The sequence below is a fragment of the [Enterobacter] lignolyticus SCF1 genome, from assembly GCF_000164865.1.
Lineage (GTDB): Bacteria > Pseudomonadota > Gammaproteobacteria > Enterobacterales > Enterobacteriaceae > Enterobacter_B > Enterobacter_B lignolyticus.
Map to the genome: position 1 here is coordinate 1,290,966 of NC_014618.1, position 15,619 is coordinate 1,306,584.

Genomic DNA, 15,619 nt, shown 5'->3' on the forward strand with positions numbered 1-15,619 from the left:
CGCCACAACCTAAACCGCGTAAGCGCTACACAGAACATCATACAGAGGTAAACATGGCTATCGAACGTACTTTTTCCATCATTAAACCAAACGCGGTGGCAAAAAACGTTATCGGCAATATCTTTGCGCGTTTCGAAACCGCAGGGCTGAAAATCGTTGGCACCAAAATGCTGCACCTGACGTCTGAGAAAGCGGCTGGCTTCTACGCCGAGCACCAGGGCAAGCCGTTCTTCGACGGTCTGGTTGGCTTCATGACTTCTGGTCCTATCGTTGTCACCGTGCTGGAAGGTGAAGATGCCGTCCGTCGTCATCGCGAAATCCTCGGCGCCACCAACCCGGCCAACGCGCTGGCAGGCACCCTGCGCGCAGACTATGCCGACAGCCTGACCGAAAACGGCACCCACGGTTCTGATTCCGTTGAATCCGCTGAACGCGAAATCGCCTACTTCTTCGGCGAAGGCGAAGTGTGCCCGCGCACCCGCTAATCGCGCACAAGTGTAATTAGGTTTACACTTTATTTAGCAAATGCCGCGTGCAGGCGTGGCATCTGTGCAGCAGAATTTGTACAATGCCACGCCCCCGGACGAGCAGATGCTCACCGGGGCGTTTCTTTTTCAACCCTCCAGGGGCCATAACGTGTAATAACGAGGCCGGAATAGATTATGTCTGAACAAATTGTCACGCCTGATAACGCCGCTCTGACGGTACCGAATAAAGATGCCAAAATTAACCTGCTGGATTTAAACCGTCAGCAGCTGCGCGAGTTTTTCCATAATCTCGGCGAGAAGCCGTTTCGCGCCGATCAGGTGATGAAATGGATGTATCACTACTGCTGCGATAACTTTGATGAGATGACTGACATCAACAAAGTGCTGCGCGGTAAACTGAAAGAGGTCGCCGAAATTCGCGCGCCGGACGTCGTGGAAGAGCAGCGCTCCTCCGACGGCACCATCAAATGGGCGATTGCGGTGGGCGATCAGCGCGTTGAAACCGTATACATCCCGGAAGACGATCGCGCCACGCTGTGCGTCTCTTCCCAGGTGGGCTGCGCGCTGGAGTGCAAATTCTGTTCGACCGCGCAGCAGGGCTTTAACCGTAACCTGCGCGTGTCGGAAATTATCGGCCAGGTGTGGCGCGCAGCGAAAATTATCGGCGCGGCGAAAGTCACCGGTCAGCGCCCGATCACCAACGTGGTGATGATGGGGATGGGCGAGCCGCTGCTGAACCTGACTAACGTGGTTCCGGCGATGGAAATCATGCTGGATGATTTCGGTTTCGGTCTGTCGAAGCGCCGCGTCACGCTCTCCACCTCCGGCGTTGTTCCGGCGCTGGATAAGCTTGGCGATATGATTGACGTCGCGCTGGCGATTTCCCTGCACGCGCCGAACGATGAAATTCGCGATGAAATTGTACCGATCAACAAAAAGTACAATATTGAGACCTTCCTGGCGGCCGTGCGTCGCTATCTGGAAAAATCGAACGCCAACCAGGGACGCGTGACGATTGAATACGTCATGCTGGACCATGTGAACGACGGTACCGAGCACGCGCATCAGCTGGCGGAACTGCTGAAAGATACGCCGTGCAAGATCAACCTGATTCCGTGGAACCCGTTCCCGGGCGCGCCGTATGGCCGCAGCTCCAACAGCCGTATCGACCGTTTCTCGAAGGTATTGATGAATTACGGTTTCACCACCATTGTGCGTAAAACCCGCGGCGACGACATTGACGCCGCCTGCGGTCAGCTGGCCGGCGATGTTATCGACCGTACCAAGCGCACAATGCGTAAGCGTATGCAGGGTGAACCGATCGCCGTCAAGGCGGTCTGATAAACCGTAGTCCGCGCGTCCGGGATGGCGCGCGGCAGGTAATATGTTTAAGGAGTAGGCGAAACGTACTGATGCGGTTAATAATTACGGTGCGTTTCCGCCATGATTGAGGCAGTATGTAGCGGGGTAAAAAACAGGTCGGGCGCGGGGTTTGTCATCGCTCACCTGGCAGTCTTATACTGTTTATCTTACGTTTACCGAGCAGATGTTTCGGGGTGCGGGTTTCCGACACCAGAACCTTAAATTTACGTACCAGCAGCTGTAGCGAATGAATACTGAAGCCACTCAAGACTCACAAGCAGCACAGACCACGGGAACGCGCCTGCGTAATGCCCGTGAACAACTCGGACTCAGCCAGCAAGCCGTCGCTGAACGCTTATGCCTGAAGGTTTCCACGGTTCGCGATATTGAAGACGATAAGGCCCCTGCCGACCTCGCCTCAACGTTCCTGCGTGGCTATATCCGCTCCTATGCACGCCTTGTCCATATTCCGGAGGAAGAGCTGCTGCCGATGATGGCGAAACAGGCGCCGGTTAAGGCCGCCAAAGTTGCGCCGATGCAGACCTTCGCCTTAGGTAAACGCCGTAAAAAACGCGATGGCTGGCTGATGAGCTTCACCTGGCTGGTGCTGTTTGTGGTGGTTGGCCTGACCGGCGCCTGGTGGTGGCAAAACCACAAAGCGCAGCAGGAAGAGATCACCAGCATGGCCGATCAGTCAAGCGCCGAGCTGAACACTAACGACAGCGGCAGCAGCCAGAACGTGCCGCTGGACACCAGCGCCGCCCAGAGCCAGGCGCCGGATGCAAATGCCGCTGCGCCGCAGGCTACCTCAGCGGATGCTGCGCCTGCCGCGACGGCGCAAGCCAATGCGGCGCCAGCCCCGGCGGCAAACGCGCAGGCCGGCGCTGTGGTTGCGCCGTCTCAGGCGAACGTCGATCCGGCGCCGACCGCACCGGCCGCTGCTGCGGCCAACGGCGCGCCGCTGCCGACCAGCCAGGCGGGCATCACTTCTCCGGCGGCAGACCCTAACGCGCTGGTGATGAACTTTAACGCCGACTGCTGGCTGGAAGTCTCTGACGCAACGGGCAAAAAGCTGTTCAGCGGCCTGCAGCGCAAAGGCGGTACGCTTAACTTAGCCGGCCAGGCGCCGTATAAGCTTAAGATTGGCGCGCCGGCGGCGGTACAGATTCAGTTCCAGGGTAAACCGGTCGATTTGAGCCGCTTTATCAGAACTAACCAGGTTGCGCGTTTCACGCTGAATGCCGAAGCTTCTCCGGCACAGTGATAAACGCGTAACGCGGGAGATTTTTCATGCATAACCAGGCCCCCATTCAACGTAGAAAATCGACACGTATTTACGTTGGGAACGTGCCTGTTGGCGATGGGGCTCCCATCGCCGTACAGTCTATGACCAATACGCGCACCACCGATGTGGAGGCGACGGTTAACCAAATTAAAGCGCTGGAGCGCGTCGGGGCGGATATCGTACGTGTTTCCGTACCGACGATGGATGCGGCGGAAGCCTTTAAGCTTATCAAGCAGCAGGTCAGCGTTCCGCTGGTGGCGGACATCCATTTCGACTACCGTATCGCCCTGAAAGTGGCGGAATACGGCGTTGACTGCCTGCGCATCAACCCGGGCAATATCGGCAGCGAAGAGCGTATTCGCCAGGTTGTCGACTGCGCGCGCGATAAAAACATTCCGATCCGCATCGGCGTAAACGCCGGGTCGCTGGAAAAAGATCTGCAGGAAAAGTACGGCGAGCCGACGCCGCAGGCGCTGCTCGAATCCGCCATGCGCCACGTCGATCATCTCGATCGTCTGAACTTCTCTCAGTTTAAAGTCAGCGTAAAAGCGTCGGATGTATTCCTCGCGGTTGAATCGTATCGCCTGCTGGCGAAGCAGATCGATCAGCCGCTCCATCTGGGGATCACCGAAGCCGGCGGCGCCCGGGCGGGCGCGGTGAAATCGGCGATCGGCCTCGGCCTGCTGCTGTCCGAAGGGATCGGCGATACGCTGCGTATTTCGCTGGCGGCCGATCCTGTGGAAGAGATCAAGGTCGGTTTCGATATCCTGAAGTCGCTGCGTATTCGTTCCCGCGGGATCAACTTCATCGCCTGTCCGACCTGTTCGCGCCAGGAGTTCGACGTTATCGGCACCGTGAATGCGCTGGAGCAGCGTCTGGAAGACATTATCACGCCGATGGACGTGTCCATTATCGGCTGCGTGGTGAATGGGCCTGGCGAAGCGCTGGTGTCGACGCTGGGCGTAACGGGCGGCAATAAGAAAAGCGGCCTGTATGAAGACGGCGTGCGTAAAGACCGGCTGGATAACGACGATATGATCAGCCAGCTGGAGGCCCGCATCCGCGCAAAAGCAAGCATGCTTGATGAAGCGCGCCGGATAGACGTTCAGCAGGTTGACGCAAAATAACGTGTTGGGAAGCGATACGCTTCCCGTGTATGATTGAACCCGCGGCGCTACCTAAGCGTCTGGGTTCATTTTTGTATATATAAAGAGAATAAACGTGGCAAAAAACATTCAAGCCATCCGCGGCATGAACGATTATCTGCCGGGCGAAACCGCTCTCTGGCAGCGCATTGAAGGCACGCTGAAAGAGGTGCTCGGCAGCTACGGTTACAGCGAAATCCGTTTACCGATTGTAGAGCAGACCCCGTTATTCAAACGCGCGATCGGTGAAGTCACCGACGTGGTTGAAAAAGAGATGTATACCTTTGAGGACCGCAACGGCGACAGCCTGACGCTGCGTCCGGAAGGGACTGCGGGCTGCGTACGCGCCGGCATTGAGCATGGTCTTCTGTACAATCAGGAACAGCGTCTGTGGTACATCGGCCCGATGTTCCGCCACGAGCGTCCGCAGAAAGGGCGCTATCGTCAGTTCCATCAGCTGGGTTGCGAAGTGTTTGGCCTGCAGGGGCCGGATATTGACGCCGAGCTGATTATGCTGACCGCCCGCTGGTGGCGCGCGCTCGGCATCTCTGAGCACGTCAGCCTTGAGCTGAATTCGATTGGTTCTCTGGAAGCCCGCGCGAACTACCGTGAAGCGCTGGTGGCGTATCTTGAGCAGTTCAAAGACAAGCTCGACGAAGACTGCAAACGCCGCATGTACACTAACCCGCTGCGCGTGCTGGATTCCAAAAACCCGGACGTGCAGGCGCTGCTGGATAACGCGCCGGCGCTGGGCGATTATCTGGACGACGATTCTCGCGAACATTTTTCCGGTCTCTGCGCGCTGCTTGACGCGGCGGGCATCGCGTATACTGTCAACCAGCGCCTGGTGCGCGGCCTTGACTACTACAACCGTACCGTGTTCGAGTGGGTCACCAACAGCCTGGGCTCGCAGGGGACGGTCTGTGCGGGCGGTCGCTATGACGGCCTGGTGGAGCAGCTGGGCGGCCGCGCGGCGCCAGCCGTTGGCTTTGCGATGGGCCTTGAGCGATTAGTTTTGCTGGTTCAGGCAGTTAACCCGGAATTTAAAGCCGATCCTGTTGTCGATATATACCTGGTTGCCGCTGGTAACGACACGCAGTCCGCCGCAATGCGTCTGGCGGAAGACGTGCGCGACCAACTGCCGGGCGTCAAGCTGATGACCAACCACGGCGGCGGTAACTTTAAGAAGCAGTTCGCCCGTGCCGATAAGTGGGGCGCTCGCGTCGCACTGGTGCTGGGTGAATCAGAAATTGCCGAGCGCTCCGTGGTGGTGAAAGATTTGCGCTCTGGCGAGCAGACGACCGTAGCGCAGGATAGCGTTGCCGCGCATTTGCGCACACTGCTGGGTTAATTGCCCGAATATTATATTCAGGAGAAGGATTGCGTGGAAATCTACAGTAACGAAAACGATCAGGTCGATGCCATCAAGCGTTTCTTTTCGGAGAACGGCATAGCACTGGCGGTAGGTGTGATCCTGGGGGTAGGTGCGCTGGTGGGCTGGCGTTACTGGACGTCGCATCAGGAAAATAACGCCAGAGACGCTTCTCTGGCCTATGAGCAGTCGGTTTCTTCGCTGAGCAGCGGCAAACCTGACGCGCTGAGCGCGGCGGAAAAATTCGCCGCCGCTGAAAAAAATACCTACGGCGCATTCGCGTCGCTGGAACTGGCACAGCAGTTCGTTGATAAGAACCAGCTGGAAAATGCCGAAAAACAGCTGCAGCAGGGGCTGGCGGCCGCATCTGACGATAACCTTAAATCCGTTATCAACATGCGTCTTGCCCGCGTTCAGCTGCAGATGAAACAACCTGACGCCGCGCTGAAAACCCTTGAAGGTATTAAAGGGGAAGGCTGGACGGCGATCGTTGCAGATTTACGCGGCGAAATTCTGTTGAGTAAAGGCGATAAGCAGGGGGCTCGCGCCGCCTGGGAAGCGGGTGTGAAAAGCGATGCTTCGCCAGCACTCAGCGAAATGATGCGCATGAAAATGAATAATTTGTCCATCTGAGAGGGACCCGATGCAACTGCGTAAATTACTTTTGCCAGGACTGCTTTCTGTTACGTTATTGAGCGGTTGTTCACTGTTTAACAGCGAAGAAGATGTGGTCAAAATGTCTCCGCTGCCGAAGGTGGAAAACCAGTTTACTCCGTCTACCGCATGGAGCACCTCCGTCGGTAGCGGTATTGGCGATTTCTATTCCAACCTGCACCCGACGTTTGCCGATAGCGTGGTGTATGCCGCCGATCGTAAAGGCACCGTGAAGGCGTTAAACGCGGACAGCGGTAAAGAAGTCTGGTCCGTGAACCTGGCGGAAAAAGACGGCTGGTTCTCGCACCTTCCGGCGCTGCTGTCCGGCGGCCTGACGGTTTCCGGCGGCCACGTGTACGTCGGCTCTGAGAAGGCGCAGGTTTACGCGCTGAATACCAGCGACGGCTCTGTCGCCTGGCAGACCCGCGTCGCCGGCGAAGCGGTATCTCGTCCGGTGGTGAGCGACGGTATGGTGCTGGTTCATACCGGCAACGGACAGCTGCAGGCGCTGAACGAAAGCGACGGCGCGGTGAAGTGGACGGTTAACCTGGACATGCCATCGCTGTCCCTGCGCGGCGAATCCGCACCGGCGGTGGCCTATGGCGCTGCGATTGTGGGCGGCGACAACGGCCGCGTCAGCGCAGTGCTGATGCAGCAGGGCCAGATGATTTGGCAGCAGCGTATTTCTCAGGCCACCGGCCCGACCGAAATCGATCGTCTGAGCGATGTGGATACGACGCCCGTCGTGGTTAACGGCGTGGTGTACGCGCTGGCCTATAACGGCAACCTGACGGCGCTGGATCTGCGTAGCGGCCAGATTATGTGGAAGCGCGAGCTTGGTTCGGTGAATGATTTCGTCATCGACGGCAACCGTATCTACCTGGTGGATCAAAATGACCGCATTCTGGCGCTCTCTACCGACGGCGGCGTAACGCTGTGGACGCAAAGCGATCTGCTGCACCGTCTGCTGACGTCTCCGGTGTTGTATAATGGAAGCCTGGTGGTTGGCGATAGCGAAGGCTATATGCACTGGCTCAACCCGCAGGATGGCCGCTTTGTGGCCCAGCAGGAAGTGGACAGCTCCGGCTTCCAGACCGATCCGGTTGTGGCCGACGGTCGACTGCTGATTCAGGCGAAAGACGGCACGCTGTATTCGATTACGCGTTAATAACGGCGGTCGTGCATTAATTTAAACGGCTCCTGTCTGCTACAGGGGCCGTTTTCCTGTTTTACGTTTTTAAGAGGTTTTTATCATGGTACCTGTGGTCGCGCTTGTCGGGCGCCCAAACGTAGGAAAATCCACGCTGTTTAACCGTCTGACGCGCACCCGAGATGCGCTGGTCGCGGATTTTCCGGGTCTGACTCGTGACCGTAAGTACGGTCGTGCTGAAGTGGAAGGCCGCGAGTTCATCTGTATCGATACCGGCGGTATCGATGGCACCGAAGAGGGCGTGGAAACCCGTATGGCGGAGCAGTCGCTGCTGGCGATTGAAGAAGCCGACGTGGTGCTGTTTATGGTCGATGCGCGCGCGGGCCTGATGCCGGCGGATGAAGCGATCGCCAAACATCTGCGCGCCCGTGAAAAGCCAACCTTCCTGGTGGCGAACAAAACCGACGGTATCGATCCCGATCAGGCGGTTTCCGACTTCTGGTCGCTGGGCCTGGGCGAGATCTATCCGATCGCCGCTTCCCACGGCCGCGGCGTCACCAGCCTGCTGGAGCACGTGCTGCTGCCGTGGATGGAAGACGTCGACCCGGCGGAAGAAGTGGATGAAGACGCTGAATACTGGGCGCAGTTTGAGGCTGATGAAAACGGCGAAGAGGCTGAAGAGCCGGAGGACGATTTCAATCCACAGGATTTGCCGATCAAGCTCGCCATCGTTGGCCGTCCGAACGTAGGTAAGTCAACGCTAACTAACCGTATCCTCGGCGAAGATCGCGTTGTGGTGTACGACATGCCGGGCACCACGCGCGACAGCATCTATATTCCGATGGAGCGCGATGAACGTGAGTACGTACTTATCGACACCGCCGGGGTGCGCAAGCGCGGAAAAATCACCGATGTGGTGGAAAAATTCTCCGTAATCAAAACCCTGCAGGCGATTGAAGACGCCAACGTGGTGCTGCTGGTTATTGATGCCCGCGAAGGCATTTCCGACCAGGATCTCTCCCTGCTCGGCTTTATCCTTAACAGCGGCCGCTCGCTGGTTATCGTGGTCAACAAGTGGGACGGTCTGAGCCAGGAAGTGAAGGAGCAGGTCAAAGAGACCCTCGACTACCGTCTGGGCTTTATCGATTTCGCCCGCGTGCACTTCATTTCGGCGCTGCACGGCAGCGGCGTAGGCAACCTGTTCGAATCCGTTCGTGAAGCCTACGACAGCTCCACCCGCCGCGTCAGCACCGCAATGCTGACCCGCATCATGAACATGGCGGCAGAAGATCACCAGCCGCCGCTGGTGCGCGGCCGTCGCGTGAAGCTGAAATATGCCCACGCCGGTGGCTATAATCCGCCGATCGTGGTTATTCACGGCAACCAGGTGAAAGACCTGCCGGACTCCTACAAACGCTACCTGATGAACTACTTCCGCAAATCGCTGGACGTCATGGGTACGCCGATTCGCATTCAGTTCAAGGAAGGGGATAACCCGTTCGCCAACAAGCGAAACACCCTGACGCCGAACCAGATGCGTAAGCGTAAGCGTTTGATTAAACACATTAAGAAAAGCAAGTGATTATTCACTGAACATCATCTGCGTTCATAAAAGCCTGAAGCCCGCATTGCGTCGGGCTTTTTTGTTATTAGTGACCCATTGTTCCTTTTGACGTCATTGGATCAGTTCTCAAAGGCAGGTGGTGTTTTTCTGGTAGAGAAGAGGCGCGCGTACACAGGGAGCGGGATAGTCGTCGTATGCAGTAAATCTTATGACTGATTCGATGTTAAACTCATTGGGATAGTCTTTTCCGATATCCTGTCTGTATGAAGGCGAATAACAGCAGGCACAGGCAAATATTGCCCATGCCTTGCATCTTGACCACGGTTAAACGGGATAGGAATTATTGATTTCGAATTTCAGAAGGCATCTGGCTTATTCGGCAATAATGAGTTCAACCTTTTCTTGAGCAAGTAATTGAGTGAATGACGCTGGTGGCTGGGTATCCATAAAGAATGCCGTCACTTCGCGCGCATTACCAATAGAGACTGCCGCTGATGCATCAAATTTGGTGTGGTCAGAAACAAGCAACGTATGGCGTGCATGAGCAATCATACTTTTCGCTACTATCGCTTCATTAACATCGAATTCGAGCAACGTACCGTCCTTGTCTATCGCACCAATACTGGTGATAAGATAATCTGCCCTGAACCCTTCAATAAAACTGACGACACCCGGGCCGACAATACTGCCATTGTGCGATCGCAGTGTTCCACCTGGCACCATGACTTCTAGTTCTGGATTTTTATAAAGAATATGAGCAACACGAAGACTATTGGTGATAATCCGCAGATCTTTTCGTTCCAGTAAGGCACGCGCAACAGCCTCGACAGTCGTACCAACCGTAATGAATACGGTACAGTGTTCAGGGAGATAATCGACGATGGCCTCTGCCATTGCGCATTTTTCCTGGGCCAGGAACATCTCACGTTGTTCTAACGATGTGTTTATCCCTTTGGAAACCCGACCTGCGCCACCATGATGGCGCGTGATTAATCCTTGCTCGCTGAGTTTACGAATATCACGTCGCACAGTCTGTGTTGATACATCAAGCAACTGTGCGAGCTCTTCAATATTCATGTAGCCACGCTCAGCAATGTACTGAACGAGCAGATCGTGTCTCGGATTACCAGTCAGTTCGATGATGCTCATGAACTCTCCTGTTAGTCTCGGTAAAATACCGCTGATATTACCGAAAAAATGACAAAAATGATTCAGTATGCTCACGGTCGGGAATTCCGGCGCGTCCACCGGGCTGAGTGCATTTTAATGCTGCTACGGCACTGGCAAAGCGAATAGCCTGTTCTGTCGTCATTTTTTCGGCAATTCCCAGGGCCATTGCACCATGGAAAACATCTCCGGCACCGGTTGTATCGATAACATTAACCGAAAACGCTGGAAAATGACAAAAATGTTCATCGTCCATCCACAGCGCTCCTTCATGTCCTTGCGTGACATAAACCTTTCCTTCAGTACACGTTGCGGCCTGCTGAAGGCCATCGCGACTATCGGATGTCGCCGTCATAAGTCTGAGCCCGGGAGCTGAGAAAACAGCGTGATCGGCGAGAGCCACCAGCGGTGTAATGTCCTGAGTGGTTACGTCGGCATCCAGAAGCGTCGGAATACGTGCTTCACGCGCCATGCTGAAGGCTTTAAGCGTACCTTCATGCCAGCGTACATCTGCCAGAACGATGTCATATTCCGAAAAATCCACCGCCTCCAGCCATTGGGCATCGACAGGTAAATCTGGGCTGGGGTAGTTAACGATGGCGCGCTCGCCCTCCTTGTCCACGATAATGGTTGCCTGTGATGAACGCGCGTTAGGATACTGACGACACCATTGTGTATTGACTCCCCATCGTTGAAGTTCGGCAATGAGTTTATTGCCGCAATCATCATCACCCACGCGACCTATAAAATCGACCACTCCTCCGAGTCGCGCGATAGCCACAGCAGCAGTAGATGCCGGGCCTCCACCCACCTCCATATAGCGGCTGGCCTGATATTTTCCTCCCCCTGTCGGCAGGGTATCGACTGAGTAAATCCGGTCGTGAACGGCAATTCCCACGCATGCAATTCTGGTCATATCTGTCTATTCCTTTATTGATTAAGTCAGCTTGTGTTCATTTTAATTACATAAATGATCCAATTAGTGACATGTGTCTTGTTTTTGACTTTAAATTACAAATATGATCAAAAAAGACGGTGATTACTCTATGAATGTAACTTTTTGGTCATAAATCGCAGGAGCCAATCATGACAAATATCGCCTTTCTTGGACTCGGCCAAATGGGCAGCCCAATGGCCAGTAATCTGCTGCTGAAAGGGTATCGTTTATGTGTTTTTGACATTAATCAGGATGCAGTAGCGGAGCTTGTAGAGAAAGGCGCCACCCCTGCACAAACCCCAAAGGATGCCGCTTCAGACGCGGACATCGTCATTACTATGCTGCCAAATGGGGACATTGTCAGGCAGGTTTTGTTAGGTGAGGACGGTGCAGTCCACACACTGTCGCCGGACGCACTCGTCATTGATATGTCCACTATTCACCCGTTGCAAACAGATGCTTTGATTCATGACATGCAGGAAAAAGGCATTGCGATGATGGATGCCCCCGTAGGTAGAACGTCTGATAACGCAAAAGACGGTACGTTGCTGATTTTAGCAGGAGGCACACCCGAGCTCGTCGAACGGGCCCGTCCTGTATTGATGTGTATGGGGTCTGAGCTGATTGCGGCCGGTGGGCCAGGGATGGGAATCCGCGTCAAACTCATCAACAACTATATGAGTATTGCGCTGAATGCGCTTTCTTCTGAAGCCGCAGTACTCTGCGAATCACTGGGCCTGGATTTAGCGGTAGCAATCAAGGTGATGAGCGGTACCGCCGCAGGTAAAGGCCACTTTACGACAACGTGGCCCGGTAAGGTTTTAAAAGGCGACCTTTCCCCAGCTTTTATGGTGGATCTGGCGCTGAAAGATCTGCGAATCGCCGTCGATGTTGCAAAACAAACCGGAGTTCCATTAGGCATGGGGCAGGTAGCAGAAACCTATTATCACTCAGCCAGCATCAGCGGGCGTGGTCGTCAGGACTGGAGTGCATTGCTAACACAAATGCGCCAGCAGGCTGGGTTATTTAATTGATGTACAAAAATCGACAATGACAGGAGTAATTATGACTTCCCCTTATACCCTTAAAGATATTTCTCGTCCTAACGGTGGCTTCGCCATGCTGGCAGTTGATCAGCGTGAAGCTATGCGACAGATGTTTGTCGCCGCAGGTCAGCAGAAACCTGTTTCGGACCGTGTGCTCACAGATTTTAAAGTTGCCGCAACCCGTATTCTTTCACCCTATGCATCGGCAGTACTGGCTGACAAGCAATTCTGTTTTGATCAAATTGTTGAACAGGGCGCGGCGGCTGAATCCTGCGGGCTTATCGCCTCTGCAGATTATTTTTATGCTGGTAATGGCGTACCGGTCGACAGTGTGGAAATCGATATGTCGGTCGACCCACATGCCATCCGCGCTATGGGTGGTAAGGCGATGAAGCTGCTGGTGCTGTGGCGTGAAGACGAACCCGCAGAGGAACGACTGGCAATGGTTGAGAAGTATGTTGAACGCTGTCGTAGCGCGGGGTTGGTGAGCATCATTGAACCCGTTGTCAGACCTCCTCGCCGTGGGCTGTCGTTCGATCGTGAGGCCGCAATTGTCGCTGCAGCAACTGAATTAGGTAGTACCGGTGCGGACCTCTATAAAGCTGAAATGCCGCTGTTCGGCAAAGGGGACGACCAAACCGTTATTGAGGCCTGTAAAAAGCTGAGCACGCAAATAAAAATGCCATGGGTCATTCTTTCAACGGGAGTTGAAGCTGACAATTTTGGCCGCGCCGTGCGTCTTGCGATGATGGGAGGAGCGTCAGGCTTCCTGGCTGGACGTGCTATCTGGGCATCAGTGATCGGCGCGCAGGATCCAGACACTGTACTGCGTGAAGTATCAGTCCCCCGGCTGCAGAAGCTGGCAGATATTGTCGATGAGTGTATGTCTCAACGCTAATTTCGAACGTCGCTGGAGAATAAAAATGGACAAGGTTACACAAGTTTTATTTTCTGACATTGGGAAAGTGACGACCCAGTGCATAGAGCAGCCACGCCAGGCACTTAAGCCTCATGAAGTACGTATTGCGCCGGTTTTTTACGGTATTTGTGGTTCTGATTTACATGTACTACAAGGCAAACACCCATTTGCTAAACCACCTGTGGTGCCGGGGCACGAAATTGCCGCACGGATTATAGAGGTGGGCAGTGAGGTGACAACGGTGAACGTCGGGGATCATGTGGTTGTCGATCCTACCATGGCCTGTATGGAATGCCGCGCCTGTAAAGCAGGGCGCTTTAATCTCTGCGAACCTCCACAGGTAGCTGGTTTTCGCGCTCCAGGTTTTGCTCGCTCTTTGCACGTTGTTCCTGCACGTAACTGTCATGTTGCGCCGCCTTCACTGCCGTTAAAAGTGCTGGCATTTGCTGAGCCAGCGGCCTGCGCGCGTCATTGTGTCAGCAGAATGCCGGAAACTGCCATGGAGAGTGTGCTGGTTATTGGCGCTGGGACCATCGGGCTTTCCATTGTGCAGGCGCTCCGCATCATGGGAGCAGGCAAAATTACTGTCATTGAACCTGACGGGGCGAAGCGGGCGCTGGCGCTAAAACTGGGGGCTGCAGACGTTTACGCTCCTGGTGAACTGGATAATGATGCCCGATTTACCGGCGCTATTGATGTTGTCGCCGCACAGAGCACGCTAACTGAAGCCTGCACGCGGGTGATTGCGGGTGGAACCATCGTTTGTATGGGGGTACCGAGTGGTCCACGTGAGATTCCGCTGCCCATGATGCAGCGATTTGAACGCGACTTGCTCAGTTCCGGTATGTATCTGCCAGAGGATTTCGATGCGGTGATTGAGTGGTTAGCTGATGGTCGTTTTGATTCCAGCGATCTGGTGACTGATTTGTATCCCGTTAGCGAGGCCGCCAGGGCCTTTGAGCGGGCTCAGGAGAATGACTCAATAAAAGTGTTACTGCAGTTTGCTGATGCCTGATTGTCCTTACCTCTGTCCGGCGCTGTGAAATGCAGCGCCGCTCTACAACTCTAAAAAGGGATACAGTGATGAGTCATTTCTCGAACCCTGCACTTTATACTATCGGTAGACCTCAGGATGTAATTGATATTGTTAATAAAAACTCAGCAGTGCATGCTAATATAGGCGTTATCCTTATCGCTCTGGGTGGCATTCTGATTGATGCCTATCAGGCCGCGATGGTCGGGTTTGGGAATAAATACATAGCAGCTCAGTTTGGCATATCTCCCGGACTTGCTGCGACAGTCAATGCCTCTGTGCTAGTCGCCGCGCTAATCGGCGGACTATTGTCAAACTATGTTATCAATCGCTTCGGTCAGCGACGCGCTTTTTTGATCGGGATGACGCTTTGCACCCTGGGGGCTGCATTAGTGTCCGTTGCGCCGAACATCTGGTGGGTATTGGTATGTCGCGTCATTATGGGATTTGGATTGGGGATCGATTTCCCTCTGGCGACAAATGCGGTGGCGGAGCTGCGCGGTTCAGCATCAAAAAAAACAGGCACATCCGTTAATCTCTGGCAGATGGCCTGGTATGTATCAACAACGGTCGTATATCTGGTTCTGTTGCCTCTTCTGTTTGCGGGTATTTCAGAAGAGCAGCTCTGGCGTTACGGGATCTTTATCGGTTCGTTGTTCGCCGTCATTATTATGATCCTGCGCTACTTCTTTATCGGTGAGTCTGCGATGTGGGCTGCACGGGTGGGACGCTATGATGATGAAGCCTGCCGAATCCTGAAAAAACGCTACGGTGTCCATGCAAGGGTGGAGGAACAATCGACAGCACAGGTGTCAGAAAAACAAGAAAATGAGCTACGAGGTGGCTACAGGATCTTGTTCAACAGCCGGTATCGTAAACGTACCATCCTTGGTTGTGTTGTTGCCACTATGCAGGCATGGCAGTACAACGCGGTTGGCCTTTATCTGCCGCTGACGTTGGCAGGTATATTGAGCGGTGGATTGACTGGTGCGCTGGCAGGTTCAGCTGTAGTGAATGCGCTGTGCGGTATCTCTGGTGGGCTGATAGGGTCGCTGATCCTTCAACGCTTCGGCACTCGACTGCAGTCGATGTATGGTTTTGCCGTTGTCTCGCTGGCATTAGTTGCGTTGGGTATGTTATCGACGACGAATCCATGGCTTTCTTTGGGGCTGCTGGGCGCTATCATCTTTTTCCACTCTGCGGGGCCTGGTGGGTTAGGTATGACTATTGCGACGCTGTCGTATCCACCCGTAATTCGTCCTACTGGGGTGGGATTTGCTCGCGCCATTATGCGTACAGGTGCTATCGCGGGGCTGATTTTCTGGCCTATGTTGTGGGGAGCACTGAAAACAGACGCATTCTATTGGCTGGCAATCATACCGTTCCTGGGATTCCTGACCTGTGTATTAATCAAGTGGGAGCCGCTTAGTGTGAATGTGGATGCTGAGGATGCTCAGGTTCTGGCAGAGTTGGAAAAATAAAATAATCGCGTACCGG

14 protein-coding genes are annotated in these 15,619 nt (G+C 54.5%); 12 read left to right on the forward strand and 2 right to left on the reverse strand.

The window, feature by feature from the left end; genetic code table 11:
- The first annotated feature begins 53 nt into the window (after positions 1 to 53).
- The 8 genes from ndk (at position 54) to der (ending at position 9,038) form a co-directional block, all read left to right on the forward strand.
- Complete coding sequence (gene ndk, locus ENTCL_RS06125) at positions 54 to 485, forward strand: nucleoside-diphosphate kinase (protein ID WP_013365245.1); 432 nt, start codon at positions 54 to 56, stop codon at positions 483 to 485.
- A 177-nt stretch (positions 486 to 662) separates the two neighbouring features.
- Positions 663 to 1,829, forward strand: coding sequence for a dual-specificity RNA methyltransferase RlmN (gene rlmN / locus ENTCL_RS06130; RefSeq protein WP_013365246.1), 1,167 nt, complete (start codon positions 663 to 665; stop codon positions 1,827 to 1,829).
- A 268-nt stretch (positions 1,830 to 2,097) separates the two neighbouring features.
- Positions 2,098 to 3,114, forward strand: a complete 1,017-nt coding sequence (gene rodZ, locus ENTCL_RS06135; RefSeq protein WP_013365247.1) for a cytoskeleton protein RodZ — start codon at positions 2,098 to 2,100, stop codon at positions 3,112 to 3,114.
- Between the two features lie 26 nt (positions 3,115 to 3,140).
- The gene (gene ispG, locus ENTCL_RS06140) at positions 3,141 to 4,262 is read left to right on the forward strand and encodes a flavodoxin-dependent (E)-4-hydroxy-3-methylbut-2-enyl-diphosphate synthase (RefSeq protein ID WP_013365248.1); all 1,122 of its coding nucleotides are present in this window, start codon (positions 3,141 to 3,143) and stop codon (positions 4,260 to 4,262) included.
- Between the two features lie 94 nt (positions 4,263 to 4,356).
- Positions 4,357 to 5,631 (forward strand): histidine--tRNA ligase, encoded by a 1,275-nt coding sequence (gene hisS / locus ENTCL_RS06145; protein WP_013365249.1) that lies wholly within the window; start codon positions 4,357 to 4,359, stop codon positions 5,629 to 5,631.
- A gap of 33 nt (positions 5,632 to 5,664) precedes the next feature.
- Positions 5,665 to 6,285 carry a YfgM family protein gene (locus tag ENTCL_RS06150; RefSeq protein WP_013365250.1) on the forward strand — a complete coding sequence of 207 codons (621 nt, stop codon included), beginning with the start codon at positions 5,665 to 5,667 and terminating at the stop codon, positions 6,283 to 6,285.
- Positions 6,286 to 6,295: 10 nt separating this feature from the next.
- Positions 6,296 to 7,474 carry an outer membrane protein assembly factor BamB gene (bamB, locus tag ENTCL_RS06155; RefSeq protein ID WP_013365251.1) on the forward strand — a complete coding sequence of 393 codons (1,179 nt, stop codon included), beginning with the start codon at positions 6,296 to 6,298 and terminating at the stop codon, positions 7,472 to 7,474.
- A gap of 85 nt (positions 7,475 to 7,559) precedes the next feature.
- On the forward strand, positions 7,560 to 9,038 hold the full coding sequence (der, locus tag ENTCL_RS06160; RefSeq protein WP_013365252.1) for a ribosome biogenesis GTPase Der: 1,479 nt from the start codon (positions 7,560 to 7,562) through the stop codon (positions 9,036 to 9,038).
- Between the two features lie 354 nt (positions 9,039 to 9,392).
- Here the strand turns inward: der and ENTCL_RS06165 are convergent, their stop codons facing one another.
- Positions 9,393 to 10,169 (reverse strand): DeoR/GlpR family DNA-binding transcription regulator, encoded by a 777-nt coding sequence (locus tag ENTCL_RS06165; RefSeq protein WP_013365253.1) that lies wholly within the window; start codon positions 10,167 to 10,169, stop codon positions 9,393 to 9,395.
- A 37-nt stretch (positions 10,170 to 10,206) separates the two neighbouring features.
- Positions 10,207 to 11,103 (reverse strand): sugar kinase, encoded by an 897-nt coding sequence (locus ENTCL_RS06170; protein WP_013365254.1) that lies wholly within the window; start codon positions 11,101 to 11,103, stop codon positions 10,207 to 10,209.
- 170 nt (positions 11,104 to 11,273) lie between these two features.
- On the opposite strand from ENTCL_RS06170, the gene yihU reads away from it, so the two are divergent.
- The 4 genes from yihU to ENTCL_RS06190 all read left to right on the forward strand — a co-directional run bounded on the left by yihU (position 11,274) and on the right by ENTCL_RS06190 (position 15,603).
- The gene (yihU, locus tag ENTCL_RS06175) at positions 11,274 to 12,158 is read left to right on the forward strand and encodes a sulfolactaldehyde 3-reductase (protein ID WP_013365255.1); all 885 of its coding nucleotides are present in this window, start codon (positions 11,274 to 11,276) and stop codon (positions 12,156 to 12,158) included.
- 31 nt (positions 12,159 to 12,189) lie between these two features.
- On the forward strand, positions 12,190 to 13,068 hold the full coding sequence (locus ENTCL_RS06180; protein WP_013365256.1) for an aldolase: 879 nt from the start codon (positions 12,190 to 12,192) through the stop codon (positions 13,066 to 13,068).
- Positions 13,069 to 13,093: 25 nt separating this feature from the next.
- Positions 13,094 to 14,104, forward strand: a complete 1,011-nt coding sequence (locus ENTCL_RS06185; RefSeq protein WP_013365257.1) for a zinc-dependent alcohol dehydrogenase — start codon at positions 13,094 to 13,096, stop codon at positions 14,102 to 14,104.
- A gap of 68 nt (positions 14,105 to 14,172) precedes the next feature.
- A complete protein-coding gene (locus ENTCL_RS06190) occupies positions 14,173 to 15,603 on the forward strand; it encodes an MFS transporter (RefSeq protein WP_013365258.1) in 1,431 nt (476 codons plus the stop codon).
- The last annotated feature ends 16 nt before the right edge of the window (positions 15,604 to 15,619 follow it).